The 25,734-nt window shown below is 63.7% G+C and carries 25 protein-coding genes and 1 tRNA gene; 14 read left to right on the forward strand and 12 right to left on the reverse strand.

Features of this window, described 5'->3' with window-relative positions; genetic code table 11:
- From OKW35_RS28995 to OKW35_RS29005, 3 genes are all read right to left on the reverse strand, one after another.
- Positions 1–1,239 (reverse strand): type II secretion system F family protein, encoded by a 1,239-nt coding sequence (locus OKW35_RS28995; RefSeq protein WP_184058555.1) that lies wholly within the window; start codon positions 1,237–1,239, stop codon positions 1–3.
- Positions 1,236–2,492: a GspE/PulE family protein gene (locus tag OKW35_RS29000; RefSeq protein ID WP_184051022.1), complete on the reverse strand. Its 1,257-nt coding sequence runs from the start codon at positions 2,490–2,492 to the stop codon at positions 1,236–1,238. The genes OKW35_RS28995 and OKW35_RS29000 overlap by 4 nt, the downstream gene beginning before the upstream one ends.
- Positions 2,493–2,639: 147 nt before the next feature.
- On the reverse strand, positions 2,640–3,938 hold the full coding sequence (locus OKW35_RS29005; protein WP_184058551.1) for an HlyC/CorC family transporter: 1,299 nt from the start codon (positions 3,936–3,938) through the stop codon (positions 2,640–2,642).
- A gap of 112 nt (positions 3,939–4,050) precedes the next feature.
- On the opposite strand from OKW35_RS29005, the gene OKW35_RS29010 reads away from it, so the two are divergent.
- Positions 4,051–4,158, forward strand: coding sequence for a hypothetical protein (locus OKW35_RS29010; RefSeq protein ID WP_429553889.1), 108 nt, complete (start codon positions 4,051–4,053; stop codon positions 4,156–4,158).
- Positions 4,159–4,181: 23 nt separating this feature from the next.
- On the opposite strand, the gene OKW35_RS29015 is transcribed toward OKW35_RS29010, so the two are convergent.
- Both OKW35_RS29015 and OKW35_RS29020 read right to left on the reverse strand, forming a co-directional pair.
- A tRNA-Pro gene (locus tag OKW35_RS29015) sits at positions 4,182–4,258 on the reverse strand.
- A 49-nt stretch (positions 4,259–4,307) separates the two neighbouring features.
- On the reverse strand, positions 4,308–5,300 hold the full coding sequence (locus tag OKW35_RS29020; protein WP_184058549.1) for a polyprenyl synthetase family protein: 993 nt from the start codon (positions 5,298–5,300) through the stop codon (positions 4,308–4,310).
- Between the two features lie 285 nt (positions 5,301–5,585).
- Between OKW35_RS29020 and rplU the strand changes: the two genes are divergently transcribed.
- The 4 genes from rplU to proB all read left to right on the forward strand — a co-directional run bounded on the left by rplU (position 5,586) and on the right by proB (position 8,730).
- Positions 5,586–5,897 (forward strand): 50S ribosomal protein L21, encoded by a 312-nt coding sequence (gene rplU / locus OKW35_RS29025; protein WP_007180329.1) that lies wholly within the window; start codon positions 5,586–5,588, stop codon positions 5,895–5,897.
- A 25-nt stretch (positions 5,898–5,922) separates the two neighbouring features.
- Positions 5,923–6,183 (forward strand): 50S ribosomal protein L27, encoded by a 261-nt coding sequence (rpmA, locus tag OKW35_RS29030; RefSeq protein ID WP_184058546.1) that lies wholly within the window; start codon positions 5,923–5,925, stop codon positions 6,181–6,183.
- A gap of 237 nt (positions 6,184–6,420) precedes the next feature.
- Positions 6,421–7,542: an Obg family GTPase CgtA gene (gene cgtA, locus OKW35_RS29035; protein ID WP_184058544.1), complete on the forward strand. Its 1,122-nt coding sequence runs from the start codon at positions 6,421–6,423 to the stop codon at positions 7,540–7,542.
- Between the two features lie 69 nt (positions 7,543–7,611).
- Positions 7,612–8,730: a glutamate 5-kinase gene (gene proB / locus OKW35_RS29040; protein ID WP_184022882.1), complete on the forward strand. Its 1,119-nt coding sequence runs from the start codon at positions 7,612–7,614 to the stop codon at positions 8,728–8,730.
- Positions 8,731–8,863: 133 nt separating this feature from the next.
- On the opposite strand, the gene OKW35_RS29045 is transcribed toward proB, so the two are convergent.
- Positions 8,864–9,421 (reverse strand): CNP1-like family protein, encoded by a 558-nt coding sequence (locus tag OKW35_RS29045; RefSeq protein WP_184058542.1) that lies wholly within the window; start codon positions 9,419–9,421, stop codon positions 8,864–8,866.
- 76 nt (positions 9,422–9,497) lie between these two features.
- Positions 9,498–10,247, reverse strand: a complete 750-nt coding sequence (locus OKW35_RS29050; protein WP_429553890.1) for an RNA pyrophosphohydrolase — start codon at positions 10,245–10,247, stop codon at positions 9,498–9,500.
- 300 nt (positions 10,248–10,547) lie between these two features.
- Here OKW35_RS29050 and OKW35_RS29055 point away from each other — a divergent pair, with 300 nt between their 5' ends.
- Entirely contained in the window at positions 10,548–12,284 is a 1,737-nt protein-coding gene (locus OKW35_RS29055) for a proline--tRNA ligase (RefSeq protein WP_090801925.1), read from the forward strand.
- Positions 12,285–12,296: 12 nt separating this feature from the next.
- Entirely contained in the window at positions 12,297–12,896 is a 600-nt protein-coding gene (locus tag OKW35_RS29060; RefSeq protein WP_184058540.1) for a MarC family protein, read from the forward strand.
- 98 nt (positions 12,897–12,994) lie between these two features.
- Here the strand turns inward: OKW35_RS29060 and OKW35_RS29065 are convergent, their stop codons facing one another.
- Positions 12,995–13,546: a hypoxanthine-guanine phosphoribosyltransferase gene (locus OKW35_RS29065; protein ID WP_008923084.1), complete on the reverse strand. Its 552-nt coding sequence runs from the start codon at positions 13,544–13,546 to the stop codon at positions 12,995–12,997.
- A 152-nt stretch (positions 13,547–13,698) separates the two neighbouring features.
- A complete protein-coding gene (ffh, locus tag OKW35_RS29070) occupies positions 13,699–15,066 on the reverse strand; it encodes a signal recognition particle protein (RefSeq protein ID WP_090801921.1) in 1,368 nt (455 codons plus the stop codon).
- Positions 15,067–15,147: 81 nt separating this feature from the next.
- Between ffh and OKW35_RS29075 the strand changes: the two genes are divergently transcribed.
- The 7 genes from OKW35_RS29075 (at position 15,148) to OKW35_RS29105 (ending at position 23,434) form a co-directional block, all read left to right on the forward strand.
- Positions 15,148–16,071: a cytochrome C assembly family protein gene (locus OKW35_RS29075; protein ID WP_090801919.1), complete on the forward strand. Its 924-nt coding sequence runs from the start codon at positions 15,148–15,150 to the stop codon at positions 16,069–16,071.
- An 8-nt stretch (positions 16,072–16,079) separates the two neighbouring features.
- Positions 16,080–16,391 carry a PP0621 family protein gene (locus tag OKW35_RS29080; RefSeq protein ID WP_429408273.1) on the forward strand — a complete coding sequence of 104 codons (312 nt, stop codon included), beginning with the start codon at positions 16,080–16,082 and terminating at the stop codon, positions 16,389–16,391.
- Complete coding sequence (ampD, locus tag OKW35_RS29085; protein WP_429408275.1) at positions 16,388–16,984, forward strand: 1,6-anhydro-N-acetylmuramyl-L-alanine amidase AmpD; 597 nt, start codon at positions 16,388–16,390, stop codon at positions 16,982–16,984. Before OKW35_RS29080 ends, ampD begins: the two co-directional genes overlap by 4 nt.
- 528 nt (positions 16,985–17,512) lie before the next feature.
- Positions 17,513–20,536 (forward strand): ribonucleoside-diphosphate reductase subunit alpha, encoded by a 3,024-nt coding sequence (locus tag OKW35_RS29090; RefSeq protein WP_429553891.1) that lies wholly within the window; start codon positions 17,513–17,515, stop codon positions 20,534–20,536.
- A 586-nt stretch (positions 20,537–21,122) separates the two neighbouring features.
- Positions 21,123–22,358: a ribonucleotide-diphosphate reductase subunit beta gene (locus OKW35_RS29095; protein ID WP_429553892.1), complete on the forward strand. Its 1,236-nt coding sequence runs from the start codon at positions 21,123–21,125 to the stop codon at positions 22,356–22,358.
- Positions 22,359–22,445: 87 nt separating this feature from the next.
- Entirely contained in the window at positions 22,446–22,763 is a 318-nt protein-coding gene (locus OKW35_RS29100) for a hypothetical protein (protein ID WP_084754174.1), read from the forward strand.
- Positions 22,764–22,792: 29 nt separating this feature from the next.
- The gene (locus OKW35_RS29105) at positions 22,793–23,434 is read left to right on the forward strand and encodes a histone H1-like DNA-binding protein (RefSeq protein ID WP_429356170.1); all 642 of its coding nucleotides are present in this window, start codon (positions 22,793–22,795) and stop codon (positions 23,432–23,434) included.
- A gap of 224 nt (positions 23,435–23,658) precedes the next feature.
- Here the strand turns inward: OKW35_RS29105 and OKW35_RS29110 are convergent, their stop codons facing one another.
- The 3 genes from OKW35_RS29110 to tpx all read right to left on the reverse strand — a co-directional run bounded on the left by OKW35_RS29110 (position 23,659) and on the right by tpx (position 25,695).
- The gene (locus OKW35_RS29110; protein WP_429553893.1) at positions 23,659–24,135 is read right to left on the reverse strand and encodes a hypothetical protein; all 477 of its coding nucleotides are present in this window, start codon (positions 24,133–24,135) and stop codon (positions 23,659–23,661) included.
- Between the two features lie 25 nt (positions 24,136–24,160).
- The gene (locus OKW35_RS29115) at positions 24,161–25,099 is read right to left on the reverse strand and encodes a carbohydrate kinase family protein (RefSeq protein ID WP_090801910.1); all 939 of its coding nucleotides are present in this window, start codon (positions 25,097–25,099) and stop codon (positions 24,161–24,163) included.
- A gap of 95 nt (positions 25,100–25,194) precedes the next feature.
- Positions 25,195–25,695: a thiol peroxidase gene (tpx, locus tag OKW35_RS29120; protein WP_090801909.1), complete on the reverse strand. Its 501-nt coding sequence runs from the start codon at positions 25,693–25,695 to the stop codon at positions 25,195–25,197.
- Positions 25,696–25,734 lie beyond the last annotated feature (39 nt).

Here is a 25,734-nt window from a genome sequence, read left to right on the forward strand (position 1 = left end):
CTACACCACGTTGCCGAGTTGAATAATGGGAAGATACATCGCGATGACGAGGCCGCCGACCAGGGTGCCGAGCACGACGATCACGAGCGGTTCACACAGGCTCGATAGCGTGCCGATCCTGTCGTCGACCTGGCGATCCGCAAGCGACGCGACATCGAGCAGCATGCTGTCGAGCGCGCCGGATTCCTCCGCGACCGCAACGGGCTGCACGACTTCGGGAGGAAAGCAGCGGGCCGCGAGCATAGCCGCGGCGAGCCGTTCGCCGCGCCGCAATCTGATGGCGATGCTTGCCGTCGCGCGATCGAAGAAGGCATTGCCGGTCGCCTGAGTGAGCGAATCGAATGCGTCGGCGAGCGGCGTGCCGGCGGACAGCAAGGTGCCAAGCGCGCGACTCCAGCGCGCCGCGCATAGCGTGCGCAGCAGCGGGCCGGCCACCGGCAGGTCGAGCGACAGGCGCGCGAAGCGGATGCGCGCGCTTACCGAACGACGCAGCACGAGCGTGATGGCCGAGCTCATTGCGAGCATCAGTATGAACAGCGGCACACTCCAGCGCGCGGCGGCCGCCGAGAGCGCCAGCACGAACTGCGTCGGCGCGGGCAGCTTCGCGCCGAAGCCATCGAAGATCTGCTTGAACGTCGGCACGACCCACACCAGCAATGCGGCAGTTATCGCGAGCGCGAGCAGCAGGATCGCGGCTGGATAGGTGAGAGCCGCGCGCACCTTCGCGCGCTGCGCAGCGGCGCGTTCGCGATCGTCGGCGAGGCGGGCGAGCACGGTGACGAGCGCGCCCGCCGCTTCGCCCACCTCGACGAGCTGGCAATACAGCGCATTGAACTGCGCCGGGTGCCGCTGCAAGGCCGCCGAAAACCGCAGGCCGGCGGTGATGTCGCGCGCGACAGTGCCGACGATGCGCGGCATGCCTTGCCGCTGACCCGACGTCGACGCCTGCGCGAGTAGTTCGAGCGCGGGCGCGAGCGGCAAACCGGCACGCAGCAGACTGGACAGTTGTCGCGTGAACAGCGTGACAGCGGCCGCGCTCGTCTTCGGGCGTGGCGCCGGCCCTTGCGTTGCGAGTTCGACGATAAAGAGGTTGTCGCGTTTGAGCATCGTGCGTGCGGCGCTCGCGTCGGGCGCGATCAGCGTGCCGCTTTGGCGCGTGCCGTCCGCGTCGACGCCGCGCCATCTGAAGCGTAGGTCGGCTGAGACGGACCGGGTTGGTGACAGCGCGGCGGTACTCATGCGACCTCCGTCGCGGCGAGCGCTTCGGCGAGACTCGTGGTGCCGTCGCGCACGCGCGCAAGCGCCGCGTCGCGTAACGTCGCGACCTGTTCCATCTGCGCGAGGCGGGCCAACTCGTGCGCGCCCGCGCTCGCGACGATCTGCTCACGCATCGCGTCGGAGACGGGCATCACCTGATGAATGCCGACGCGCCCCCGATAGCCGATGCCATGACAAACCGCGCAGCCGGTCGCCGCATACGGTTGCCAGCCGTCGAGCTCATGTTCGCCAAAGCCCGCGGCGTGGAGTGCCGCCGGCGAATGCGGCGCGGGCGCGCGGCATGCGACGCACAGTCGCCGCACCAGCCGCTGCGCGGTCACCATGCGCAGCGCGGCGGCAAGGTTGTACGGCTCGACACCGATGTCGATGAGCCGCGCGATGGCCGCGGGCGCGTCGTTCGTATGCAGCGTGGACAGCACGAGGTGACCGGTTTGGGCGGCCTTCACGGCAACGTCGGCGGTTTCGTTGTCGCGGATTTCGCCGACCATGATCACGTCCGGGTCCTGACGCAGAAAAGCCCGCAGCGCGACCGCGAAAGTCAGTCCGGCTTTTTCGCGCACGCTGACCTGGTTGATGCCGGCCAACTGGATCTCGGCTGGGTCTTCCACCGAGCAGAGGTTGCGTGCCTCGCCATTCAGCAGGTTCAGGAAGCAGTACAGCGATAGTGTCTTGCCGCTGCCCGTCGGTCCGGTGACGAGCATCAGACCGTGCGGCGCGCGGATCGCGGCGTCGACGGCTTCGCGCTGCCGCGGATCGAGGCCGAGCGAATCGAGCGAAAGATCGGCGGGCAACGCGTCGAGCCGTCGTAGCACGAGCTTTTCGCCGAACAGTGTCGGCAGCGAATTGACGCGGTAATCCTCGAGCCGCCCTGGCGACGTCGCCAGGCGTAGCCGGCCGTCCTGCGGCACGCGTCGCTCGGCGATGTCCATGCGCGCGAGCACTTTCACACGCGTGACGAACGCGTCGCGCAGATGGGCGGGCGGCCGCGGGATTTCATGCAGCACGCCGTCGATACGCAGGCGCACACGCCAGCCATGCTCGGCCGGCTCGATGTGGATATCCGACGCATTGCGCCGCGTCGCTTCGTGCAACGTGTCGGTCAACAGACGCACGGCCGGGGCGTTGTCGGGATCGTTCAGACTCGTTGCGCTGGATTCGCCGTCGACAGCGAGTGGGCGCGGCAATGCCGCGGCGGTGGCAAAAGGTGTTTGCATGAGAGACCGGTGATGAGCCGCCTTTAGAACATGACGGCGTCATCTTCCGGTTGCGGGCGTCCGAATGCCATTCGGCCATTCGGCTAATGGCGCCTTTCGCGAGCCTGTGCGATGCTGACCGTAAATCAGCGTGCGGCGGCGCGAAGTTCAGCCTGACCTTGCTTTACCGGCCTTCGTGCGCGACGGCGGTTTGAAAAGCTTGACGGTGCGGATCGCCTGATCGTCGCTGCGCATCACTTCGAGCTTGGTGTCTCCGATGTGCACGCAGACGTCGCCGTCGGGGATGTCTTCGAGGATTTCGAGAATCAGGCCGTTCAGCGTTTTGGGGCCATCGGTGGGTAGCCCGAGTTGCAGCCAGCGGTTCAGCTCGCGCAACGGCATGCTTCCCGCGACGATGCATTCGCCCGCCTCGTTCCAGCCACCGCGCGAGCTGGCGCTACGCGGAATCGACGTGGTGAATTCGCCGATCAGTTCCTCGATGATGTCTTCCGGTGTGACGAGGCCTTGCAGTTCGCCGTATTCGTTGACGACGAGCGCGATGCGTTGCCGGCTCTCCTGAAAGTATTGCAGCTGCTGGAACACCGGCGTGCCGCTTGGCACGAAGTACGGCTCGGCGAGCAGCTCGCGCAAGGTATCGCGCTCGAGCTCCTGGTTGTGCAGCGCTGACAGCGTCTTGCGCACGTGCAGCACACCGAGCACGCGGTCGATGTCGCCCCGGTAGACGATCAGCTTGTTGTGATAGCAGGTCTCCAGTTGATGCAGGATCTGTTCGAACGGGGCATCGAAGTCGAGGGCCTCGATACGGCGACGCGGGATCATCACGTCATCGACGGAGATGTTTTCGAGATCGAACAGGTTCAGCAGGATGCTGCGGTGCTTGGTGGGCATGAAGCTTCCCGACTCGAGCACGATGGTGCGCAGTTCTTCGGTGGACAGCCGCTGGTCGCGCGCGCCCTTCGTGTTGATGTGCAGCACGCGCAGGATGCCGGTCGCGAACAGGTTGACAAACCAGATCAGTGGTCTCGCGACGCGCATCAACGGCGCGATCAGCAGGCTCGCGGGCAGCGCGATTTTCTCGGGAAACGTCGCGCCGACGATCTTCGGTGTGATCTCCGCGAACACGATAATGAGGAACGCGACGATACCGGTCGCGATCGACAGCACGAGGCTATTGCGGCCGAACGTATGCAGCGCGAGCGATGTCGTGAGTACCGGAATGATCGTGTTGAACAGGTTGTTGCCGATGAGGATCACGCCGAGCAGCTGATCGGTTTTTGCGAGCAGGCCCTGAGTCGTCTTTGCGCCGAGCGTGTTCTTGCTGGCGAGATGTTTGAGGCGATGACGATTGAGCGCCATCATCGCTGTCTCGGAAATGGAAAAGAAGGCGGAGCAGACAAGCAGCAGAAGGACGGCGCCGATCTGCGCCCATAAGGGAAGTTGTTCCACGCGTCGTGAAAAATAAGGGAAAGGATGGAGAGAATATAGCAGAGGGGGCCGCGCGCTCCGGTGTGGACGAAGGCTGACGCCGCTAGGACGACAACGTGGCAACGTACGCGCTGTGCCTGGCGAGCCGGAGGAAAGAAAGCGGCGAAGGGCAGCACGAGAGCAAAGAAAAAAAGCGCCGCGCAAAACAAAAAACCGCCCAGCAACGCTGCGGCGGTTTTGAACCTTGAGCTAACAAGGAGAATCTGGTCGGGGTGAGAGGATTCGAACCTCCGGCCTCTACGTCCCGAACGTAGCGCTCTACCAGGCTAAGCTACACCCCGATTGGGTACTGCTGACTCGATTCAGACTAATTCGGTGTTTCAGTCTCGTTCAAGACTGTCTTGCCGTCGAGTAAGAGCATAATTCTAGCAGGCTCTCCTTGAAAATGGAATGGGGAAATGACGATATTGCTGCCGCGGCTGCATGCGCCTCCTGTTTCGCGCACTCGAGCGTGTGATCCAGCGCGCCCGAGCGCGTGATCGCGTCGAAAATCGTATCGAAACGGTCGGTGCCACCTTGCTCGATGGCTTCGCGCGCGAGCGCCGACTGCTCGGGCGTGCCGCGTTCGATCAGATAGATGAGCGGAAGCGTCGGTTTGCCTTCGCGCAGATCGTCGCCGGCGTTCTTGCCCATCGACTCGGCCGTCCCCGTGTAGTCGAGCCAGTCGTCCATGATCTGGAACGCGGTGCCGATGCGACGACCGTACTCGGCGGCGGCGGCTTCGGTTTTCGCGTCCGCGCCGGCCAGCACCGCGCCGAGCTGGGCGGCCGCCTCGAACAACTTTGCGGTCTTGTAGCGGATCACCTGCATGTAACGGGCTTCGTCGACGTCGGCATCGTGCATGTTCAACAACTGCAGCACTTCGCCTTCAGAGATGATGTTGGTCGCTTCCGACAGAATTTCCATCACGCGCATCTTGCCCACGCCGACCATCATCTGGAACGACCGTGAGTAAAGAAAGTCACCGACCAGCACGCTCGCCGCGTTGCCGAACAGCGCATTGGCGGTCTGGCGGCCGCGCCTCAGGTCGGACTCGTCGACCACGTCGTCATGCAGCAGCGTGGCCGTGTGGATGAATTCGACGACCGCTGCCAGCTCGTGCCGGTGCCCCGTCGTATCGCCGAGCGCGCCCGCCACCAGCAACAGCAGCGCGGGCCGCAGCCGCTTGCCGCCGGCGCTGATGATGTACTCGGAAATCTGATTGATCAGCATCACGTCCGACGCAAGACGTTGCCGGATGACGCGATTGACCTGCTGCATGTCTTCGGCGATTGGAGCAAGCAGGCTGGCGACGTTGGGGGAGGTGGTGGCAGTCGACGACATGATGGCTGAATTGGGTAGTGCCGCGAATTATAAGGCGATCGGGGCGCTTCCGGGTCGTCGGCTGCGGCGTGGATGCGCTCCGCATGGCGCGCGGGGCGCCTGCCAAGGCCGTCTGCGGGGCGCCGCGCGTCGCAGGTACGCCATCTGCGAGCGCCTGCGAGGGAGGGCGAAGCCGGACGGTAGACGGTTTGGCAAGCAGGTTTTGACCGAGCAGCTAACTCTATGTATAATCGACAGTTTCCGCGCGCGGTGCGTGGGAAAAATGAATACAGAGTGAGGTTCTCAATGTACGCGGTCATAAAAACCGGTGGCAAGCAGTACAAGGTTGCCGTCGGCGAAAAACTTAAAGTAGAACAGATACCGGCAGACATTGACGCTGAAATCACGCTCGACCAGGTTCTCGCAGTGGGCGAAGGCGAATCGATTAAGTTCGGTACGCCGCTGGTCAGTGGGGCTTCCGTCAAGGCTACCGTCGTGTCGCAAGGTCGTCACGCCAAAGTGACGATCTTCAAGATGCGTCGCCGGAAGCACTACCAGAAGCATGGCGGCCACCGCCAGAACTATACCGAACTGCGCATCGACGCGATCAACGCGTAAGCGCACCGGTTAAGGAGCAAATCAAATGGCACACAAAAAGGCAGGCGGATCGTCCCGAAACGGCCGCGACTCCGAATCGAAGCGCCTCGGCGTGAAGGTTTACGGCGGCCAGGCTATCAATGCTGGTGGCATCATCGTGCGTCAGCGCGGTACGCGCATGCACGCTGGCGACAACGTCGGCATGGGCAAGGATCACACCCTGTTCGCGCTGAAGGACGGCCACGTCCAGTTCTCGACGAAGGGCGCGGCGAAGAAGCACACCGTTTCCGTCGTCCCGGCAGCCTGAGTTTAATCAGGCACGGGCTTCAGGACCGGAAAAAGGCCCCGCGAAGTTCGCGGGGCTTTTTTTATTGCGGCGCCCCTTTAGCTTGGCGCCCAAGCCGCGCAGCCGACCGCTCCTCATAGGCGGACTATGCCGGTCGGTCGATTGATCAACGCGCGGCGCGCGCGGCAAAATAGCAGCATCCAATCAGTATCAACCCCTGCATCGAATCGGGCAGTACACCACGGGACGGAGTAACACATGAAGTTCATTGACGAAGCGAGGATTGAAGTCATCGCCGGCGACGGAGGGGATGGCAGCGCGTCGATGCGCCGCGAGAAGTTCGTCCCGTTCGGCGGCCCCGATGGCGGTGACGGCGGCCGGGGCGGCAGCGTGATCGCGGTGGCTGACCGCAACATCAACACGCTGATTGATTACCGCTACGCGAAAAAACATCTGGCGCGCAACGGCGAAAACGGCCGCGGCTCGGATTGCTACGGCAAGGGTGGTGATGACATCACGCTGCGCATGCCGGTCGGCACCACCATCACGGACATGGAAACCGGCGAGCTGATCGCCGATCTGACCGAGCACAACCAGAGCATGCAAATCGCGCAAGGGGGAGCCGGCGGCCTCGGCAACCTCCATTTCAAGTCCAGCACGAACCGCGCGCCGCGTCAGAAGACCGACGGCAAGCCGGGCGAGCGCCGCATGGTCCGCCTCGAACTGAAAGTGCTGGCCGACGTCGGTCTGCTCGGCATGCCGAATGCGGGCAAGTCGACGTTTATCTCGTCGGTGTCGAACGCGAAGCCGAAAATCGCCGATTACCCGTTCACCACGCTCGCGCCGAACCTCGGCGTCGTGCGCGTCGGGCCGAGCCGCAGCTTCGTGATTGCCGACATTCCGGGGCTGATCGAAGGCGCGGCGGAAGGCGCCGGCCTAGGCCATCAATTCCTGCGTCACCTGCAGCGCACCGGGCTGCTGCTGCACATCGTCGACATCGCACCGTTCGATGAATCGATCGATCCGGTCGCCGAAGCGAAGGCGATCGTCAACGAACTGCGCAAGTACGACGAAGAGCTTTATCAGAAGCCGCGCTGGCTTGTGCTGAACAAGCTGGACATGGTGCCTGAGGACGATCGCGAAGCGCGCGTGGCGGCGTTCCTCGAAGGCTTCGGCTGGGACGGTCCGGTGTTCGAGATCTCGGCGCTGACTGGCCAGGGCTGTGAAAATCTTTGCTACGCCGTGTTCGACTACCTCGCCGAGCACTCCGACGCGCAACGCGCGGCCGAAGCCGAAGACCTGGCCTCCGACGTGCGTTTCCGCGACGGGACGCAAGTACCGGCCGCAACCCGCGAAGCCGGCACCGATCCGCAGGAATAACAACTCGAGCGCCGGCGCCAGCGGCGGGTGCCGGTATGCATCACGCGTCATCTTGGGAGACAGCGCACAATGCGTTCCGTCATCGCAGATTCACGGCGATTGGTCGTCAAAGTCGGTTCGAGTCTCGTCACGAACGACGGGCGCGGCCTCGATCATGCGGCGATCGGCCGCTGGGCCGCGCAAATTGCCGCACTGCGCGCGCAAGGCAAGGAAGTGGTGCTGGTCAGCTCGGGCGCGATCGCCGAGGGCATGCAGCGGCTCGGCTGGACGAAGCGGCCGCGTGAAATCGATGAGCTGCAGGCGGCCGCGGCGGTCGGTCAGATGGGTCTCGCGCAAGTGTACGAAAGCCGCTTCGCCGAACATTCCATCCAGACAGCGCAGATCCTGCTTACTCACGCTGACCTTGCTGACCGCGAGCGCTATCTGAACGCTCGCTCCACGCTGCTCACGCTGCTGGGGCTCGGAGTTGTACCGATCATCAACGAGAACGACACGGTCGTCACCGACGAAATCAAGTTCGGCGACAACGACACGCTCGGCGCGCTGGTTGCCAATCTGATCGAGGGCGACGCGCTGATCATTCTGACGGACCAGCAAGGCCTCTTCACCGCAGATCCGCGCAAGGACCCGACCGCGACACTAGTCCAGCAAGCCGACGCCGGCGCGCCCGAGCTCGAGGCGATGGCGGGCGGTGCGGGCTCGAGCCTCGGCCGCGGCGGCATGCTGACCAAGATTCTCGCTGCGAAGCGTGCGGCCCATAGCGGCGCCAATACGGTGATCGCGAGTGGGCGCGAGTCGGACGTGCTGGTGAGACTGGCGGCCGGCGAGGCGATCGGCACCCAACTGATCGCGCGCACCGCGCGCATGGCGGCGCGCAAGCAATGGATGGCCGATCACCTGCAGGTGCGCGGCCACGTCGTGATCGATGACGGCGCGGTCGAAAAACTGACCGCCGGCGGCAAGAGCTTGCTGCCGATCGGCATCGTCGGTGTGCAGGGTGCATTCGCGCGCGGCGAGGTGATCGCGTGTCTGAGCGCGTCAGGCCGCGAGGTCGCACGTGGTTTGACGAACTACAGCAGCGCGGAAACCAAACTGATCCAGCGGCGTCCGAGCGGCGAAATTGAGTCAGTGCTCGGCTATATGCTCGAGCCCGAACTGATTCATCGCGACAATCTCGTGGTGCTTTGATCTGCGAGGCGGCGCGCATATCGCGCGTATGAAGAGCCAACAATTAAGCCGTTCCAGCGCAGGCTGGAACGGCTTTTTAATCGTCACGGATAAGCAACGGCGCCTGAGTCGGGCGCGCGCCGCGCAACCGGCCTCAATGAATCTGCGACGTCTGCGTGCGCTTGTAACGAATGTTCTCGACGATGTGCTGCGCGCTGCCGGTCGGAATCTTGTTTGCGCACATATAGTCCTGATACAACGCGGCCTGGTACGCATTCAGCGCGCCGTTTTCTATCCGCGAAAACGGGTTTGCGACCGTCGTGTCCCAGCCGTCGTGATCGGCGTTCAGGCCCGCATACTGACGCCATTCATACGTGTCGCAGCGGATGCCCTCGTAATTGACGTTGCGCGCACCGCCCGGGCTCGTGACGACCACCGTGTAACGCACCACGCCGTCGTCGCCGACGCTGACGGACTTCGGGTCGATCGCAAATTGCAGCGGCGTATTGCCGGAGACTTCGAACGGCAGCAGGTTCGCGTCGGAGGGCAGCGGCGGCAACGTGTCGACCTTGTTTTCAACCCAGTTGCTCTTGCGATCCAGCAGATAGGTGAACTCGCTGTCGTCTTTGTTGGTCGGTTTGCCGGCGCTCGAACAGCCTGCCAGCAGGGCGCCGGTGGCGACGCACGCCACGGCGAATGCAAGTGCTTTCAATCTGATTCCCTCGAGAGACAGACGCGGCTCGAAAGCCGCGCCAGAGAGAGGCGGCGCGAGCCGCCGCCTGGAATGGTTAATCGCGCACGCCTCGTCGTACTAACGGGGCGACGGCCTCGTCGGCTTCGGCCGTTTCGCGCTCATCATCCGATCTCATGTTGGCATCCGGTGAGCCGGGACCGCAATCCGGCGCGACCAGCACGTGCGTCGAAGTTTCGACGCTGACCGAAGTTACGGTCGTGACGGTGGTGACCACCGTGCTTACCGTGGAATCCGGCGGGCTTTGCATCGACGACGCTATCCGGGGATAACGCGACCCATGATGCCCGCCAGGTTTTTCCGCACGCGGCGCAGGCCGGCGCATGAAACGGGACAGCTCCGTTAGCGCCAACTGATACACATCCCGCTTGAACTCGATCACACAGTCGAGCGGCACCCAATACTCGTTCCAACGCCACGCATCGAACTCAGGGTGGTCGGTGGCGCGCAAACAGATGTCGCAGTCGCGTCCTACCATCCGGAGCAAAAACCAGATTTGTTTCTGGCCGCGGTAATGACCGCGTACTTCGCGCTTGATGAACTTGTCAGGCACCTCATAACGCAACCAGTCGCGCGTGCGACCGATCACCTTGACGTGCTCAGGAAGCAGCCCGGTCTCTTCGTGTAACTCCCGATACATCGCTTGCACGGGGGTCTCACCATATTTGATGCCCCCTTGCGGAAACTGCCAGGAATGTTCACGGAGTCGTTTGCCCCAAAACACCTCGTTGTGCGCGTTCAAGAGGATGATGCCGACGTTCGGGCGAAAGCCTTCACGATCCAGCATACAACCACCTTCGAATCCTTTAAAATTGCTTTGATTATAAACAGATAACGGACCCTACGCACCGAATCGCATCAGAATGGAGCGATTCGCCGCAACAGGCCCGGGTTTGCGGTAGCCTGTCGGTTTTCCGTGCCTATCCCTTGTGAGAGAAGCTTTGCGCGGCGGTTTCGGCGCCGCACGGGGGCAGGGCGCCGCCAGTCGGGCGAACCCTTCCGGCTTCGCCGCGGATCTGTGTCGATTTCCCTCATTTTCCCCTTTTCTGGCGGTCCTACCGGAAGCCGCCGCTTTTGGACACCTTGAATGAAAGCTTCCCGTTTCTTTATCGGCACTCTCAAAGAAGCGCCCGCCGACGCCGAAATCATCAGCCACAAGCTCATGGTGCGCGCGGGCATGATCCGTCGCGTCGCGGGCGGTATCTATAACTACCTGCCGGTCGGCCTGCGTTCGATCCGCAAGGTGGAAGCGATCGTGCGCGAGGAAATGAACCGGGCGGGCGCCATCGAGCTGTTGATGCCGGCCGTGCAGCCGGCCGAACTGTGGCAGGAATCGGGGCGCTGGGAGAAGTACGGTCCCGAGCTGCTGCGCTTCAAAGACCGCAAGCAGGCCGATTTCGTGATGGGCCCGACGCACGAGGAAGTCGTCACCGACATCGCGCGCAACCAGATCAAGAGCTATCGCCAACTGCCGGTCAACTTCTATCAGATCCAGACGAAGTTCCGCGACGAGATCCGTCCGCGTTTCGGCGTGATGCGCGGCCGCGAGTTCATCATGAAAGACGCGTACTCGTTCGACAAGGACGCGCAGGGTCTGCGCGAGTCGTATCGCAAGATGTACGACGCGTACGTGCGCATCTTCACGCGCCTCGGTCTGGACTTCCGCGCGGTGGCGGCCGACAACGGCTCGATCGGCGGCAGCGGCTCGCATGAGTTCCATGTGATCGCCGACACCGGCGAAGACGACATCGCGTATTGCCCGACCTCCGATTTCGCCGCGAACGTCGAGGCGGCCGAAGCGCTACCGCTGATCGCAGAGCGCGCGGCGCCGGCAGAAGAGATGAAGAAGACCGCGACGCCCGGCAAGGCGAAGTGCGAGGCGGTTGCCGAACTGCTGAACATTCCGCTCGAACGCACGATCAAGTCGGTCGTGCTCGCCACCGAGAACGAAGGCGCCGAGCCGACGATCTGGCTGCTGATGCTGCGCGGCGATCATGATCTGAACGAGATCAAGGCGGCCAAGCTCCCGGGCCTCGGTAATTTCCGCATGGCGACCGAGGCCGAGATCGTCGAGACGTTCGGCACACCGCCGGGCTATCTCGGTCCGATCAACACGAAGAAGCCGGTCAAGGTGATCGCGGACCGCACGGTCGCGAACATGAGCGACTTCGTGGTCGGCTCGAACGACGTCGACTATCACACCACCGGCGTGAACTGGGGCCGCGACCTGCCGGAGCCGGTCGTCGCCGACATCCGCAATGTGAAGAAGGGCGATCCGTCGCCGGACGGCAGGGGCGTGCTCGACATCTGCCGCGGCATCGAAGTGGGCCACGTGTTCCAGCTCGGCACCAAGTATTCCGAAGCGATGAACGCGGCCTGTCTCGACGAAACCGGAAAGCCTCGGCCGATGGAAATGGGCTGCTACGGCATCGGCGTCACGCGGATTCTCGGCGCCGCGATCGAACAGAATTTCGACGACAAGGGCATCATCTGGCCGGAGTCGATTGCGCCGTTCGAAGTCGTGCTGTGCCCGATGGGCTATGACCGCAGCGACGCGGTGCGTGAGCAGGCCGACAAGCTGTACGCGGAACTCGTCGCGGCCGGTATCGACGTGATCCTCGACGATCGCGGCGAGCGGCCGGGCGTGATGTTCGCCGACTGGGAACTGATCGGCGTGCCGCATCGACTGGTGATCGGCGACCGTGGTCTGAAGGACGGCAAGATCGAGTATCAGGGCCGTCGCGAGGCCGAAGCGACGCTGCTGCCGGTCGCGGACGCCGCGCAGACCGTGATCGGCAAAGTGCGCGCGGCGCTGGCGAACTAAGCGGAGCGGGCGGTGGAGTACACCTTCCTGTCCGCGACGGTGCTGCTGATCCTGATCACCGATCCGCTCGGCAACATCCCGATCTTCGTCAGCTGTCTGCGCGGTGTGGCGCCGGAGCGTCGCACGGTCGTGATCCTGCGCGAGGTCGCGATCGCGTTTGCGATCCTGCTGGTGTTCATGATGCTCGGGCAGAGCTTTCTGCGCATGATGAGCCTCAGCGACCAGTCGTTGCGGATCGGCGGCGGCATCGTGCTGTTTCTGATTGCGCTGCGTATGGTGTTTCCGCATCCGGACGGTCCGTTCGGCGGCGACGCGCGCGGCGGCGAGCCACTGATCGTGCCGCTCGCGATTCCTGCGCTAGCGGGTCCGTCGGCGTTGGCGACGGTCATGCTGCTGACCTCGCAGGCGCCGGGCAAAACGGTCGAGTGGGTCGGCGCGCTGACCGTCACGATGATCATCTGTGCGATCGTGCTGATGCTCGCCGAGCGCATTCAGGCGTGGCTCGGTGAACGTGTGATGGCGGCGTTCGAGCGGCTGATGGGGCTCGTGCTCGTCGCGATTTCAGTCGAGATGATGCTCGGTGGAATCCGCTCTTTCGTGCACAAGCTGTGAAACGCGAGCCGGTGCGCGCATTGCCACCGTCGCAGCCATAAAAAAGCAGCCAGGCAGGCTGCTTTTTTTTCGCCGGTGGGGCGGGGCGGATGCCCCGCTCACGCTCCCTCGGTCAACGCCCGAATGGTCGGCAGGTTGCGCCAGTAGCCCTTCGCATCCATCCCGCAGCCGAACACGTACCGGTCCGGCACTTCGAAGCCGCAGTAATCGGGGCGCAGCGGTTTCGCCTTCGGAATGATCTTCTCGCACAGCACCGCGGACAGGAAGCGCTTTGCGCCCATCGCGAGGATGCGATCGCGGATTGCGGCCATCGTCTCGCCTTCGTCGAGGATGTCGTCGAGCACGAGCACCACGCGATCCTTGACCGACTCGGCCGGCGCGACGCGCCATTGCATCTCGTTGCTGCCCTTCGTCGTATTGCGGTAGCGCGTCAGGTGGATGTAGTCGAACTCGAGCGGGAAATCGAGGTGCGGCAGCAGCATGCCGGTGAATACCGCGGCGCCGCCCATCACCGACAGCACGAGCGGGAAGTCCTCGCTCATCTCGTCGCGGATGGCAGCCGCCATGCGGGCGATCGACGCAGTGACGTCCGAGGCCGAAACTATCTCTTCGGAGTGTTGAAAAATATGGAGGGCTTCTTCGCGGTTCATGACGTCTGACGGACGGTAACTGTATACATAGTGTGAGTGGCAACGTCCCGAGGGACGTTCCCGCGAGGGACGGCGCAATGCGCTACAGAATAAACCCGCACGATGCCGAAGTCATCCGCACTCGGCGCGAGCGCGCGCCGGTCCCATCAAGCTTAGCGCATGCCGGGCATCATGCCCTTCATGCCGCGCATCATCTTCTGCAGGTTGCCGCCCTTGAGCTTCTTCATCATCGTGCGCATCTGTTCGTACTGGTTCAGCATGCGGTTGACTTCCTGCACCTGCACGCCCGCACCCGCGGCGATGCGGCGCTTGCGGGTCGCCTTGATCAGTTCGGGCTTGGCGCGCTCGGCCGGCGTCATCGAGTTGATGATGCCTTCCATGCGGCGCATCTGCTTCTCGGCCTGACTCATGTCGGCGCCGGCCGCGGCTTGCTGAAACTGCGCGGGCAGCTTGTCCATCAGCGACGACAGGCCGCCCATGCCCTTCATTTGCGTGAGCTGAGCGCGGAAATCGTTGAGGTCGAAGTCGCCGCCTTTCTTGACCTTGTCGGCGAGCTTCTGCGCGGCCTGCACGTCGACGCCGCGCTGCGCTTCCTCCACCAGCGCGAGAATGTCGCCCATGCCGAGAATCCGGCTCGCCATGCGGTCCGGGTGGAACACTTCGAGGCCGTCGAGTTTTTCGGCGACACCCACGAACTTGACCGGCTTGCCCGTCACGTGACGCACCGAGAGCGCCGCGCCACCGCGCGAATCACCGTCGAGCTTGGTGAGCACGACGCCGGTGAGCGGCAGCGCGTCGCTGAACGCCTTCGCGGTGTTGACCGCGTCCTGGCCGAGCATCGCGTCGACGACGAACAGCGTTTCCGCCGGCTTCAGCTCGGCGTGCAGCGCGGTGATTTCGTTCATCATCACCTCGTCGATACCGAGACGGCCGGCCGTGTCGACGAGCAGCACGTCGTGATAGTGGCGCTTGGCCCAGTCGAGCGCGGCGCGGGCAATGTCGACCGGCTTCTGGTTCAGCTCCGACGGGAAGAAGTCCGCGCCGACCTGCTCGGTCACCGTTTTCAGCTGCGCGATGGCGGCGGGACGATAGACGTCGCACGAAACGGTCAGCACCTTCTTCTTGTACTTCTCGCGCAGCAGCTTGGCGAGCTTGCCGACCGTAGTCGTTTTGCCGGCGCCCTGCAGACCCGCCATCAGGATGATCGCGGGCGGCGCGACGGCGAGATTGAGCTCGGAGGCCTTGCCTTCGTAATCGCCGCCGATCACCGCGGTCAGTTCGCGCTGCACGACGCCGACGAGCGCCTGACCCGGCGACAGGCTGGAGATCACTTCCTCGCCGAGCGCCTTCTCCTTGACCTTCGCGATGAACTCGCGCACGACGGGCAGCGCCACGTCGGCCTCGAGCAGTGCGAGACGCACCTCGCGCAGCATTTCCTGGGTGTTCGCCTCGGTGAGCCGGGCTTCGCCGCGCAGCGTCTTGACGACGCGCGCCATCCGTTGAGTCAGATTGTCGAGCATGGGGAGCGATGAACGGTGGGGCCCGCGCAGCGCGCGAAGCGCAAGACGTCGCGGAGTAGGGCCCTAGTGTAAACTTCGAATATGGATATTGTACTGTATGCCCTCACCGCGCTTCTCTATGGCGGTCTTGCCGTGGCCGGCTGGCGCTCGCACCGGCACGCGGCCGTGCGGCCGCTGCTCGAGAGCGTGCCGCCGCTGCCCGGTCATGCCGCCAACGCGGGCGCTCTGGTGGCCTCCGGCATGAGCGCGCCCGGGCGCGCGCTGCTGTTCGTCGCGCTGCTCGCTCACGGCGTGCTGCTGCATAGCACGATCTTCCCGCAGAACGCGATGGTGTTCGGCTTCGCGTTCGCGCTGTCGGCGATGTTCTGGCTCGGCGCCGGCATCTACTGGATCGAGAGTTTCTTTTTCCCGCTCGACGGACTGCGCCTGCTGGTATTGCCACTCGCGTGCGTCGCGTCGCTGCTGCCGCTCGCGTTCGGCGGCGTGCGCGTGCTGCCGTATGCGGCCGCGCCGATGTTCAAGCTGCACTTCCTGATTGCGAATATCGCATACGGTCTGTTCGCGATCGCGGCGCTGCACGCGGTGCTGATGCTGGCGGTCGAGCGGCGTCTGCATTCGATGCGCGGTGGTCTCGCGCAAAGGCACGCGGCGGCGGACAATGGCTGGTGGTCGAGTTGGCTCGACGCGCTGCCGCCGCTGCTCACGCTCGAGAAGCTGCTGTTCCGTCTGATCGGCGCCGGCTTCGTGCTGCTCACGCTGACGCTGCTGTCGGGCATCCTGTTCAGCGAGCAGCTGATCGACCGCGCGTTGCGGCTCGATCACAAGACCGTGTTCGCGATTCTTTCGTGGGTGATGTTCGGCGCGCTGCTGACCGCGCGCAAGGTGTCCGGCTGGCGCGGCCGTGCGGCATTGCGCTGGGTGCTGGCCTCGTTCGTCGCGCTGTTGCTCGCGTACGTCGGCAGCCGTTTTGTTTTCGAGGTGCTGTTGCACCGGCCCGTGGTGTGAGTGTCCCCATGCGACAAATCTTTTTGCTGATTCTGCTGTTCATCGTCGGTCAATGGCTCGTGAAGGCGCTGCGCCGCCACGACGCGCAGTCCGCGCAACGCACCGGTGCCGGCGGTGCCAACGCTGCCGGCACCGCGAATGGCGGCGCGCGTTCTTCGAATGGGCAACAGCCGCAGCTTGCCGAGCCGATGATCCGCTGCGTCGAGTGCGGCGTGCACGCACCGAAGAGCGACTCGGTCAGCGTCGCGGGGCATGCGTTCTGCTGCGCCGCGCACGCGCAGCGCCACGGCGCGCGTCCGAGCGGCCGCGACGCCCGATGAGCGGCGCGTACACCGTCGATGCCGACGGTTGGGTTCCTGCCGCACGCAAGCTTGCCTCGCCAAACTTCGAAGCGCGGCCGCAAGGCGCGCTGCCGACGCTGATCGTCGTTCACAACATCAGCCTGCCGCCGAACCAGTTCGGCGGCACCGCGATTGCCGAGCTGTTCCAGAACGCGCTCGACTGCAACACTCACCCGTACTACGACACGCATCTGCGCGGCGTGCGCGTGTCCGCGCATTTCGTGATTCATCGCGATGGCGCACTCGAGCAGTTCGTGTCGTGCAACGAGCGCGCGTGGCACGCGGGGCCGTCGAATTTTTTCGGCCGCGAGCGCTGCAATGATTTCTCGATCGGCATCGAGCTCGAAGGCAGCGACACCACCGCCTTCGAAGCGGCGCAATACCGCACGCTCGCCGCGCTCGTCAGAGCACTGAAGGCACGCTATCCGATCGACGCGCTTGCCGGCCACTCCGACATCGCACCCGGTCGCAAGACCGATCCCGGTCCGTATTTCGAGTGGCCGCGACTGCAGCGCGACACGTTGCTCGACGGGCGGTATTTCCCCTATCTCAAGTTTTGCGAAACGCGGTAACCCCTTCGCACGATCTTGCGTGATCCACGGAGAACGAGGCGCAGCCTGCTTCTCCGGGGAGCTTCTGCGCGCCGCGTGAAGCAAAAGTCAAGACTGCGAGCGCAAATAAAACCTTTTGACCTGTCTCGAAACTCCACTATACTTGGTGCCAACAACTGAGTTTCGCACTATATCTTGTGTTGTGCTGTGAATAACCATGTGCATAACCGAGTGAATAAGAGTGGATAAGTCTGCGGCGTCCCGCTCCCCGACGCCTGGCGCCGCAAGCATTCCAGACAGCGAAAAAAATTCCTGGGGCGCAGCCGGTAGGGGATCTCCGGCCGCATCCAGAAGCATTCAGGAAAGGACCAGCCAGTGATCGCGACCGACCCGATGAAGACCGTCATCAAATCGAACCAGGCTTCCTCGCAGTTGCATCCCGCCAACCGGCGTAGCCGGCCTTCCTGCACCTCATCGCACGCGGCGGCGCGGCGTTCGATTTAATCCGCGGCACTCGCCGCAATATTTCCAAGACCAGGAGCTTTGCACATGCAAACCACCGACAACGTGACGACCCGTTACGAGGGCTCACCGACTGGCCAGGCCTTCGGCCAGACCCAAGGCGCGCAGGCACTCGCGGCGCAAGCGAATTACGCCGACTACAAGGTGATCCGCCGCAACGGCAGCGTGGTGTCGTTCGAGCCGTCGAAAATCGCGATCGCCGTGACGAAGGCGTTCCTCGCCGTCAATGGTGGTCAGGGCGCGGCGTCGGCACGGGTGCGCGAACTGGTCGAGCAACTCACGCAGAACGTGGTGCGCGCGCTGGTACGCAGCCGTCCGAATGGCGGCACGTTCCATATCGAAGACATTCAGGATCAGGTCGAACTCGCGCTGATGCGCGGCGGCGAACACAACGTCGCGCGTGCTTACGTGCTGTATCGCGAGAAGCGCAACCAGGCGCGCGCGCATGACGCTCATGAAGGTCAGGCAGCGGAAGGCGCTAGCACCCCGGGCCTGAACGTGACCGACAACGGCATCACGCGTGCGCTGGACATGGCTGCGCTGCGCGGCATCATCGAGTCCGCGTGCGCGAACCTCGGCGACGCCGTAAGCGCCGAGCCGATCGTCGCGGAAACGGTGAAGAACCTGTACGACGGCGTGCCGATGAGCCAGGTGTACGACTCGGCGATCCTCGCTGCCCGTACGATGATCGAAAAGGACCCGGCCTACAGCCAGGTCACCGCGCGCATCCTGCTGCATACGATCCGCCGCGAGATTCTCGAAGAGGAAGTCACGCAAGCCGAGATGGGCGAGCGCTACGCCGAGTACTTCCCGCAGTTCATCAAGCGCGGCGTGCAAGCCGAGCTGCTCGACGACAAGCTGCTGCAGTTCGACCTGAAGCGCCTCGGGGCCGCGCTCGACGCGAACCGCGACCTGCAGTTCGGCTACCTCGGTCTGCAGACGCTGTACGACCGCTACTTCCTGCATCACGACAACGTGCGTATCGAAATGCCCCAGGCATTCTTTATGCGTGTCGCGATGGGTCTGTCGCTGAACGAGATCGACCGCGAAGCGCGCGCGATCGAGTTCTACAACGTGCTGTCGAGCTTCGACTTCATGAGTTCGACGCCGACGCTGTTCAACTCCGGCACGCGCCGCTCGCAACTGTCGTCTTGCTACCTGACCACGGTCGACGACGACCTCGACGGCATCTACGAAGCGCTGAAGGAAAACGCGCTGCTGTCGAAGTTCGCCGGCGGCCTCGGCAACGACTGGACGCGTGTGCGCGCGCTCGGCTCGCACATCAAGGGCACCAACGGCAAGTCGCAGGGCGTGGTGCCGTTCCTGAAGGTCGTCAACGACACGGCGGTCGCCGTGAACCAGGGCGGCAAGCGCAAGGGCGCGGTGTGCGCGTACCTCGAATCGTGGCACCTCGACATCGAGGAATTCCTCGAGCTGCGCAAGAACACCGGCGACGACCGTCGTCGCACGCACGACATGAACACCGCGAACTGGATTCCCGACCTGTTCATGAAGCGCGTGATGGAAGGCGGCGACTGGACGCTGTTCTCGCCGTCCACCTGCCCGGACCTGCACGACAAGTTCGGCGCCGAGTTCGAAACGGCTTACACGGCTTACGAAGACAAGGTCGCCCGCGGCGAGATCAAGCTGTTCAAGAAGATCCCGGCGGCGCAACTGTGGCGCAAGATGCTGGGCATGCTGTTCGAAACCGGCCATCCGTGGATCACGTTCAAGGATCCGTGCAACGTGCGCTCGCCGCAGCAGCACGTCGGCGTCGTCCATTCGTCGAACCTATGCACGGAAATCACGCTGAACACGAGCGACGCCGAAATCGCCGTCTGCAACCTCGGCTCGGTGAACCTCGTCGCGCACCTGAAGGAGCAGGCCGACGGCACGCTCGCGCTCGACCACGACAAGCTGAAGCGCACGGTCAGCGTCGCGATGCGCATGCTCGACAACGTGATCGACATCAACTACTACGCGGTCGCCAAGGCGCGTAACTCGAACCTCAAGCACCGTCCGGTCGGCCTCGGCATCATGGGCTTCCAGGACTGCCTGCACGTGCTGCGCACGCCGTACGCGTCGCAGGAAGCGGTCGAGTTCGCCGATCGCTCGATGGAAGCGGTTTGCTACTACGCGTACTACGCGTCGACCGAGCTTGCCGAACAGCGCGGCCGCTACTCGAGCTACCGCGGTTCGCTGTGGGATCGCGGCATCCTCCCGCAGGATTCGGTGGCGCTGCTCGCCGAGGCGCGCGGCGGTTATGTCGAGGTCGATTCGAGCGAGTCGATGGACTGGCCCGCGCTGCGCTCGCGTATCTCGACCTACGGCATGCGCAACTCGAACTGCGTGGCGATCGCGCCGACCGCGACGATCTCGAACATCATCGGCGTGTCGGCGTGCATCGAGCCGACCTATCAGAACCTGTACGTGAAGTCGAACCTGTCGGGCGAGTTCACGGTGGTCAACGACTACCTGGTGCGCGACCTGAAGGCGCGCGGCCTGTGGGACGAAGTGATGGTCGCCGACCTGAAGTACTTCGACGGCACGCTGTCGCGCATCGACCGCATCCCGGCCGACCTGCGCGCGATCTACGCGACCGCGTTCGAAGTCGATCCGGTGTGGCTCGTCGAGTCGGCTTCGCGTCGTCAGAAGTGGATCGACCAGGCGCAGTCGCTGAACATCTACATGGCGGGCGCATCGGGCAAGAAGCTCGACGAGATCTACAAGCTCGCATGGCTGCGCGGACTGAAGACCACCTACTACCTGCGCACGATGGCGGCGACGCACGTCGAGAAGTCGACGGTCGCGCACGGCGCGCTGAACGCGGTGAGCTCGGGTCATGACGGCTCGGGTGGCGCAGGCGGCGCGGCAGGCGGCTTCGGCGTGGGCGGCGGCGCGGCGGGTGGTGTGGGCGGCGGCTTCCAGACTGCTGCAGCGGTCGCAGCGACTGCCGCGGTCGCGCTCGACGCGGCACCCGAAGCGGATGGTCCGGTCTGCATGATGCGTCCGGGCGATCCTGGCTTCGACGAGTGCGAGGCTTGCCAGTAAAGATTGGCAAGCAGCGGGAGCGATGCTTGCTAACTGCACGCGAGGGTCGTAGGTGGTGATCCGCAGGCGGTGAGCGACGCGCCCCGTCGATGAAGTAGAAAGCAGGTCGACGAGCGGTGAGCAGTATCGAAGTCTCATCGCTCGTCGATGCAATGAAGCAACCCAGCCGTTGGCAACACCAGACGATCGCTCGACATGGCATCGCACCTCGACCGCCAACGCTGACGCAACACGCTCGACACGGCTCACCGCCGACTCTCGCGATGCGCGGCTCGTGCGGCATCGATCAATCCATCGATCAGTCCATCGATCAGTCGGCGGATGCCGTGAACGCACTGCGCAATACATATAGATAGAGCAACGAAACGTCGTGTCGAAACGTTGCTCTTCGAGTTCGCGAAGGACCTCGGCAACACATGTTCAACTCGCGTTCATCACGCGTCACTGGATGGGTCACACGCAGCATGTCGAACAAAGTGTTGTATGAACGTAGCAACGCGAATCGAAAACAGGAATTTTCGCGAGTGAACTCTTTTATCGCTCGTGAAAAGATGGTACAAACCGTTCTAAATTGATGGTGACATTTATGCTCAACTGGGATGACGAGATCACTGCCGTAACTCCCTCGAGCGCGACGCAACCGAACGTGTTGCGCAACGCTGCGGGGTCGGCTGTTGATTCGCAAATCGGAACGCGTTCCGCTCCGCATGCTCCCTCCGCTCAAGAAGTCTTCGCGAACGACGTCGCTGTCGCTCCCGTCGCTCATATTGGCAACGCGGTTGCCAACGCGGCGGCCGCTTCTGAAGCGCGCGTCAATGTCGCCGACAAGCGCATCATCAACGGCCAGACTGACGTCAATCAGTTGGTGCCGTTCAAGTACAAGTGGGCTTGGGAAAAGTATCTGGCGGGTTGCGCCAACCACTGGATGCCGCAGGAAGTGAACATGTCGCGCGACATCGCCCTGTGGAAAGACCCGAACGGGCTGACCGAAGACGAGCGCCGTGTCGTCAAGCGCAACCTGGGTTTCTTCGTGACGGCAGATTCCCTCGCCGCCAACAACATCGTGCTGGGCACCTACCGCCACATCACGGCGCCCGAATGCCGCCAGTTCCTGCTGCGCCAGGCGTTCGAAGAGGCGATCCACACGCACGCTTACCAGTACATCGTCGAGTCGCTCGGTCTGGACGAGGGCGAAATCTTCAACGCGTATCACGAGGTCCCGTCGATCCGCGCGAAAGACGAATTCCTGATTCCGTACATCCACGTGCTGACCGACCCGGCCTTCAAGACCGGTACGCTCGAAGCAGACCAGACGCTGCTGCGCTCGCTGATCGTGTTCGCCTGTGTGATGGAAGGCCTGTTCTTCTACGTCGGCTTTACGCAAATCCTGGCGCTCGGCCGCCAGAACAAGATGACCGGCGCGGCAGAGCAGTACCAGTACATCCTGCGTGACGAGTCGATGCACTGCAACTTCGGCATCGACCTGATCAATCAGATCAAACTCGAAAACCCGCACCTGTGGACGGCCGAATTCCGCGCCGAAATTCGCGTGATCTTCCAGCAGGCGGTCGAGCTCGAATACCGCTACGCCGAAGATACGATGCCGCGCGGCGTGCTCGGCCTCAACGCGTCGATGTTCAAGAGCTATCTGCGCTTCATCTGCAACCGCCGTTGCCAGCAGATCGGTCTCGATCCGCTGTACCCGAACGAGGAAAACCCGTTCCCGTGGATGAGCGAGATGATCGACCTGAAGAAGGAACGCAATTTCTTCGAGACGCGAGTGATCGAATATCAGACTGGCGGTGCGCTTTCCTGGGAGTAAGCCGGGATTCGTATCGCGGATGTATTCATTGATGGGGATGCCGCCGCCTGTGGCCGCGGCGCCCCGGGTTAGGAGCAGAACGGCCTGATGCAAAGCGTGCCCGGTGCCTTGACGGCCCACAAACATGACAGGCACTTTGCGGACCCTTCAGTGGGATGGGCAAACTTCCCCCCGGAAAAAGCCGCTGGCGTCGTTGCCGGCGGCCCGATCAAGCAATTGCCGGCGTCGCCTTGCGACGCCGACCAGATTTGGCGCGCGGTGCCTTCGGGCACGGCGCGCCTTACCGCATTCATTAGCGTAAGCGCGCCGCACCTGCGTACGCCGATGAATAGCCCGCTTCGTAGCGCGCGCCCTGAGAAGCGTCCGCGGGAAGCGGGTTTTGACGAAGGGTGTAGTTTGAACTGACCTCATCTGAAAACCTGAAGGAGAAAATGATGGCAACTGCAAAGAAGGCCGCGGCCAAGAAGCCCGCAGCAAAGAAGACCGCAGCAAAGAAGGCTGCTCCGGCTAAGAAGGCTGCTCCGGCCAAGAAGGTCGCCGCGAAGAAGGTCGCCGCGAAGAAGGTCGCAGTGAAGAAGGTCGCTGCGAAGAAGGTTGCAGCGAAGAAGGTTGCAGCGAAGAAGGTCGCGGCGAAGAAGGCAGCACCGGCGAAGAAAGCCGCAGTGAAGAAGGTCGCGGCGAAGAAGGTTGCAGCCAAGAAGGTCGCGGCGAAGAAGGCAGCACCGGCGAAGAAAGCCGCGGTGAAGAAGGTTGCAGCGAAGAAGGTCGCAGCGAAGAAGGCAGCACCGGCGAAGAAGGCCGCAGCGAAGAAGGCAGCACCGGCGAAGAAGGCCGCTGCCAAGAAGGCGGCGCCTGCCAAAAAGGCTGCAGCCAAGAAAGCTGCACCTGCCAAGAAGGCTGCCGCGAAGAAGGCCGCTGCGCCTGCGAAGAAGGCTGCCCCTGCGAAGAAGGCTGTCGCCAAGAAGGCCGCGCCTGCTCCCGCTGCGCCTGCTGTCTCGAGCGCACCGGCGGCGACGGTGAAGACCGCGCTGAACCCGGCAGCGGCATGGCCGTTCCCGACGGGCAGCCGTCCGTAAGCAGTAGCAGTAAGTCGACACATCGTACGATGTGTCGGATGACCGGGTCGTGCTCGATTTCTTGCGGGCGCCACCCGGTCAATGACCCGTTACCGGTGTGTCGGTGGCGGGTTTTTTTTGCCCGTCGTCCCGAAAAGTAAAAACACGCATGGACCCGTGAGGACCCATGCGTGTGAAGTCGTCGTCGCGGCGCTGAACTACGCGCCGCCGCGCGGGAGGTGCGCTTAGTGTGTGACGCGCGTGACGCCGCCGCTCGACAGCAGCCTCACGCGATCGCCTGCGCGGAAGATTTCGCCGGTAGCAGTTTGGGTGACGGCGCGCATGTCGCCGTTGTCGAGGCGCACGGTGATTTCGATACCGTCGCGCATGGCGACGCGGTTTTCGATTGCATTGCCGGCGACCGCACCGCCGATACCGCCGACGATACCCGTCGCGACCGAGCCACGTCCGCCGCCGATCGTGCTGCCGGCTAGCGCGCCGAGCGCCCCGCCACCGAGTGCGCCGATGCCGATCGGCTGACCGTCGTTCGTGCTGATCCGCACCGCGCGCACGCTCTCCACCGTGGCCATGCGAACCGTCTGTTCACGCTGCGCCTGCGAGGCGGTGAAAACGTCGGGAGAGCTGCTGTTGACCGCACACCCCGACATGGCCAGCGAACCGGCGAACAAGGTGACGACGATCAGGCGACTCGATGCTCTCATTCCCAAACTCCCATAGCACGCGATATCAGTGCAGGTCGTATCCGAAGGCCTGCTTGAACCGCTCGTTGATTTCCGCCCGACTGGGCGCGTAGTTTTGCGGGCCTTGATGCTCGATCTTCAGTGCGCCCATCAGGCTGGCGAGACGGCCGGTCGTGGCCCACCCGAGACCCTTCTCGATACCGTAGAGCAAGCCGCCGCGAAACGCGTCGCCGCAGCCGGTGGGATCGAGCACCTGCCTGGCCGTGACCGCCGGAATCTCTTCGATACCGCCGCCGTGATGGATCTGCGCACCCTTCTCGCCGAGCGTGATGATCAGCGCGTCGACCTTGCCGGCGATCTGTTCGATCGACCAGCCGGTCTTGTTGCTCACCAGCGCGGCTTCGTAATCGTTGACCGCTACATAAGTAGCAAGTTCAATGATGCGCCGCAGCGTCTCGCCGTCGAACAGCGGCAAGCCCTGGCCCGGATCGAAGATGAACGGCACGCCTGCGGCGGCAAGCTGTTCGGAGTGCTGGACCATGCCGTCGTAGCCGTCCGGCGCGACGATGCCGAGCGTCAGGCCCGCCACTTCGTCGGCGCGGTTCTGATGCGACTGCATCATCGCGCCCGGATGGAAAGCGGTGATCTGGTTGTTCTCGAGGTCGGTCGTGATCATCGCCTGCGCCGAGTAGGTGTCGGGCACGACGAGCACGTTTTCCGTCGACAGGCCGAGCTGCGCGAGCCGGTCCAGATAGAGCTGTGCGTCGACGGCGCCGATCGCGCCCATGATGCGTGCGTCGCCGCCGAGCAGATTCAGCGCATAGGCGATGTTGCCCGCGCAGCCGCCGAACTCGCGACGCATGGTCGGCACGAGAAAGCTTACGTTCAGGATGTGGACCTGCTCCGGCAGGATGTGCTCCCGAAAGCGGCCTTCGAAGGTCATGATGTTGTCGTACGCGAGCGAGCCGCAGATGAGCGTAGCCAAGGCGAGCGTTCCTGTATGAAAGCGGTGGGAAGAGACGCGCCGCGCCGACAGCGCCGCGCGCGAGGCGCGGCGCCGTGGTTCACGCGCGAGAGGGCTTACTTCAGCGCGGCTAGCGCTGCGTCGTAGTTCGGCTCGTTCTTGATCTCGCCGACCAGCTCGGCGTGCACGACCTTGTCGTTTTCGTCGAGCACGACGACCGCGCGCGCGGTCAGGCCGGTCAGCGGACCGCTCGTCACGTCGACGCCGTACGCTTGCGCGAACTCATGGCCGCGGAACGTCGACGCGGTCACCACGTTCTCGATGCCCTCGGTCGTGCAGAAGCGCGACGCCGCGAACGGCAGGTCGCCCGACACGACGATGACGGCCGTGTTGCTGAGCTTCGCGGCGGCTTCGTTGAACTTGCGCGTCGACGTCGCGCAGGTCGGCGTGTCGAGACTCGGGACGATGTTGAGCACCTTGCGCTTGCCGGCGAAGTCGGCGAGCGTCAGCGGCTTCAGGTCTCGGCCGATCAGCGAGAATGCGGCGGCCTGCTGGCCGACCGACGGGAACGTGCCGCTTACTTCGATCGGGTTGCCACCCAGCGTGACTTGACTCATGTGTTGTGCTCCGAAAAGGGCGTCAGTGATGACAATGAT

It is taken from the genome of Paraburkholderia sp. MM5477-R1 (assembly GCF_050436385.1).
In the GTDB taxonomy this organism is placed as follows: Bacteria; Pseudomonadota; Gammaproteobacteria; order Burkholderiales; family Burkholderiaceae; genus Paraburkholderia; species Paraburkholderia tuberum.

Bases quoted from the DNA above. Each gene is read 5' to 3' on its own strand.
- proB (WP_184022882.1), top strand. From the start codon at position 7,612: ATGCGTTCCGTCATCGCAGATTCACGGCGATTGGTCGTCAAAGTCGGT.
- OKW35_RS29075 (WP_090801919.1), top strand. From the start codon at position 15,148: ATGGATATTGTACTGTATGCCCTCACCGCGCTTCTCTATGGCGGTCTT.
- OKW35_RS29050 (WP_429553890.1), bottom strand. From the start codon at position 10,247: ATGCTGGATCGTGAAGGCTTTCGCCCGAACGTCGGCATCATCCTCTTG.
- tpx (WP_090801909.1), bottom strand. From the start codon at position 25,695: ATGAGTCAAGTCACGCTGGGTGGCAACCCGATCGAAGTAAGCGGCACG.
- rplU (WP_007180329.1), top strand. From the start codon at position 5,586: ATGTACGCGGTCATAAAAACCGGTGGCAAGCAGTACAAGGTTGCCGTC.
- ffh (WP_090801921.1), bottom strand. From the start codon at position 15,066: ATGCTCGACAATCTGACTCAACGGATGGCGCGCGTCGTCAAGACGCTG.
- ampD (WP_429408275.1), top strand. From the start codon at position 16,388: ATGAGCGGCGCGTACACCGTCGATGCCGACGGTTGGGTTCCTGCCGCA.
- OKW35_RS29020 (WP_184058549.1), bottom strand. From the start codon at position 5,300: ATGTCGTCGACTGCCACCACCTCCCCCAACGTCGCCAGCCTGCTTGCT.
- OKW35_RS29095 (WP_429553892.1), top strand. From the start codon at position 21,123: ATGCTCAACTGGGATGACGAGATCACTGCCGTAACTCCCTCGAGCGCG.
- OKW35_RS29055 (WP_090801925.1), top strand. From the start codon at position 10,548: ATGAAAGCTTCCCGTTTCTTTATCGGCACTCTCAAAGAAGCGCCCGCC.
- OKW35_RS29090 (WP_429553891.1), top strand. From the start codon at position 17,513: ATGCAAACCACCGACAACGTGACGACCCGTTACGAGGGCTCACCGACT.
- OKW35_RS29110 (WP_429553893.1), bottom strand. From the start codon at position 24,135: ATGAGAGCATCGAGTCGCCTGATCGTCGTCACCTTGTTCGCCGGTTCG.
- OKW35_RS29080 (WP_429408273.1), top strand. From the start codon at position 16,080: ATGCGACAAATCTTTTTGCTGATTCTGCTGTTCATCGTCGGTCAATGG.
- OKW35_RS29000 (WP_184051022.1), bottom strand. From the start codon at position 2,492: ATGCAAACACCTTTTGCCACCGCCGCGGCATTGCCGCGCCCACTCGCT.
- cgtA (WP_184058544.1), top strand. From the start codon at position 6,421: ATGAAGTTCATTGACGAAGCGAGGATTGAAGTCATCGCCGGCGACGGA.
- rpmA (WP_184058546.1), top strand. From the start codon at position 5,923: ATGGCACACAAAAAGGCAGGCGGATCGTCCCGAAACGGCCGCGACTCC.
- OKW35_RS29105 (WP_429356170.1), top strand. From the start codon at position 22,793: ATGGCAACTGCAAAGAAGGCCGCGGCCAAGAAGCCCGCAGCAAAGAAG.
- OKW35_RS29065 (WP_008923084.1), bottom strand. From the start codon at position 13,546: ATGAACCGCGAAGAAGCCCTCCATATTTTTCAACACTCCGAAGAGATA.
- OKW35_RS28995 (WP_184058555.1), bottom strand. From the start codon at position 1,239: ATGAGTACCGCCGCGCTGTCACCAACCCGGTCCGTCTCAGCCGACCTA.
- OKW35_RS29100 (WP_084754174.1), top strand. From the start codon at position 22,446: ATGCAAAGCGTGCCCGGTGCCTTGACGGCCCACAAACATGACAGGCAC.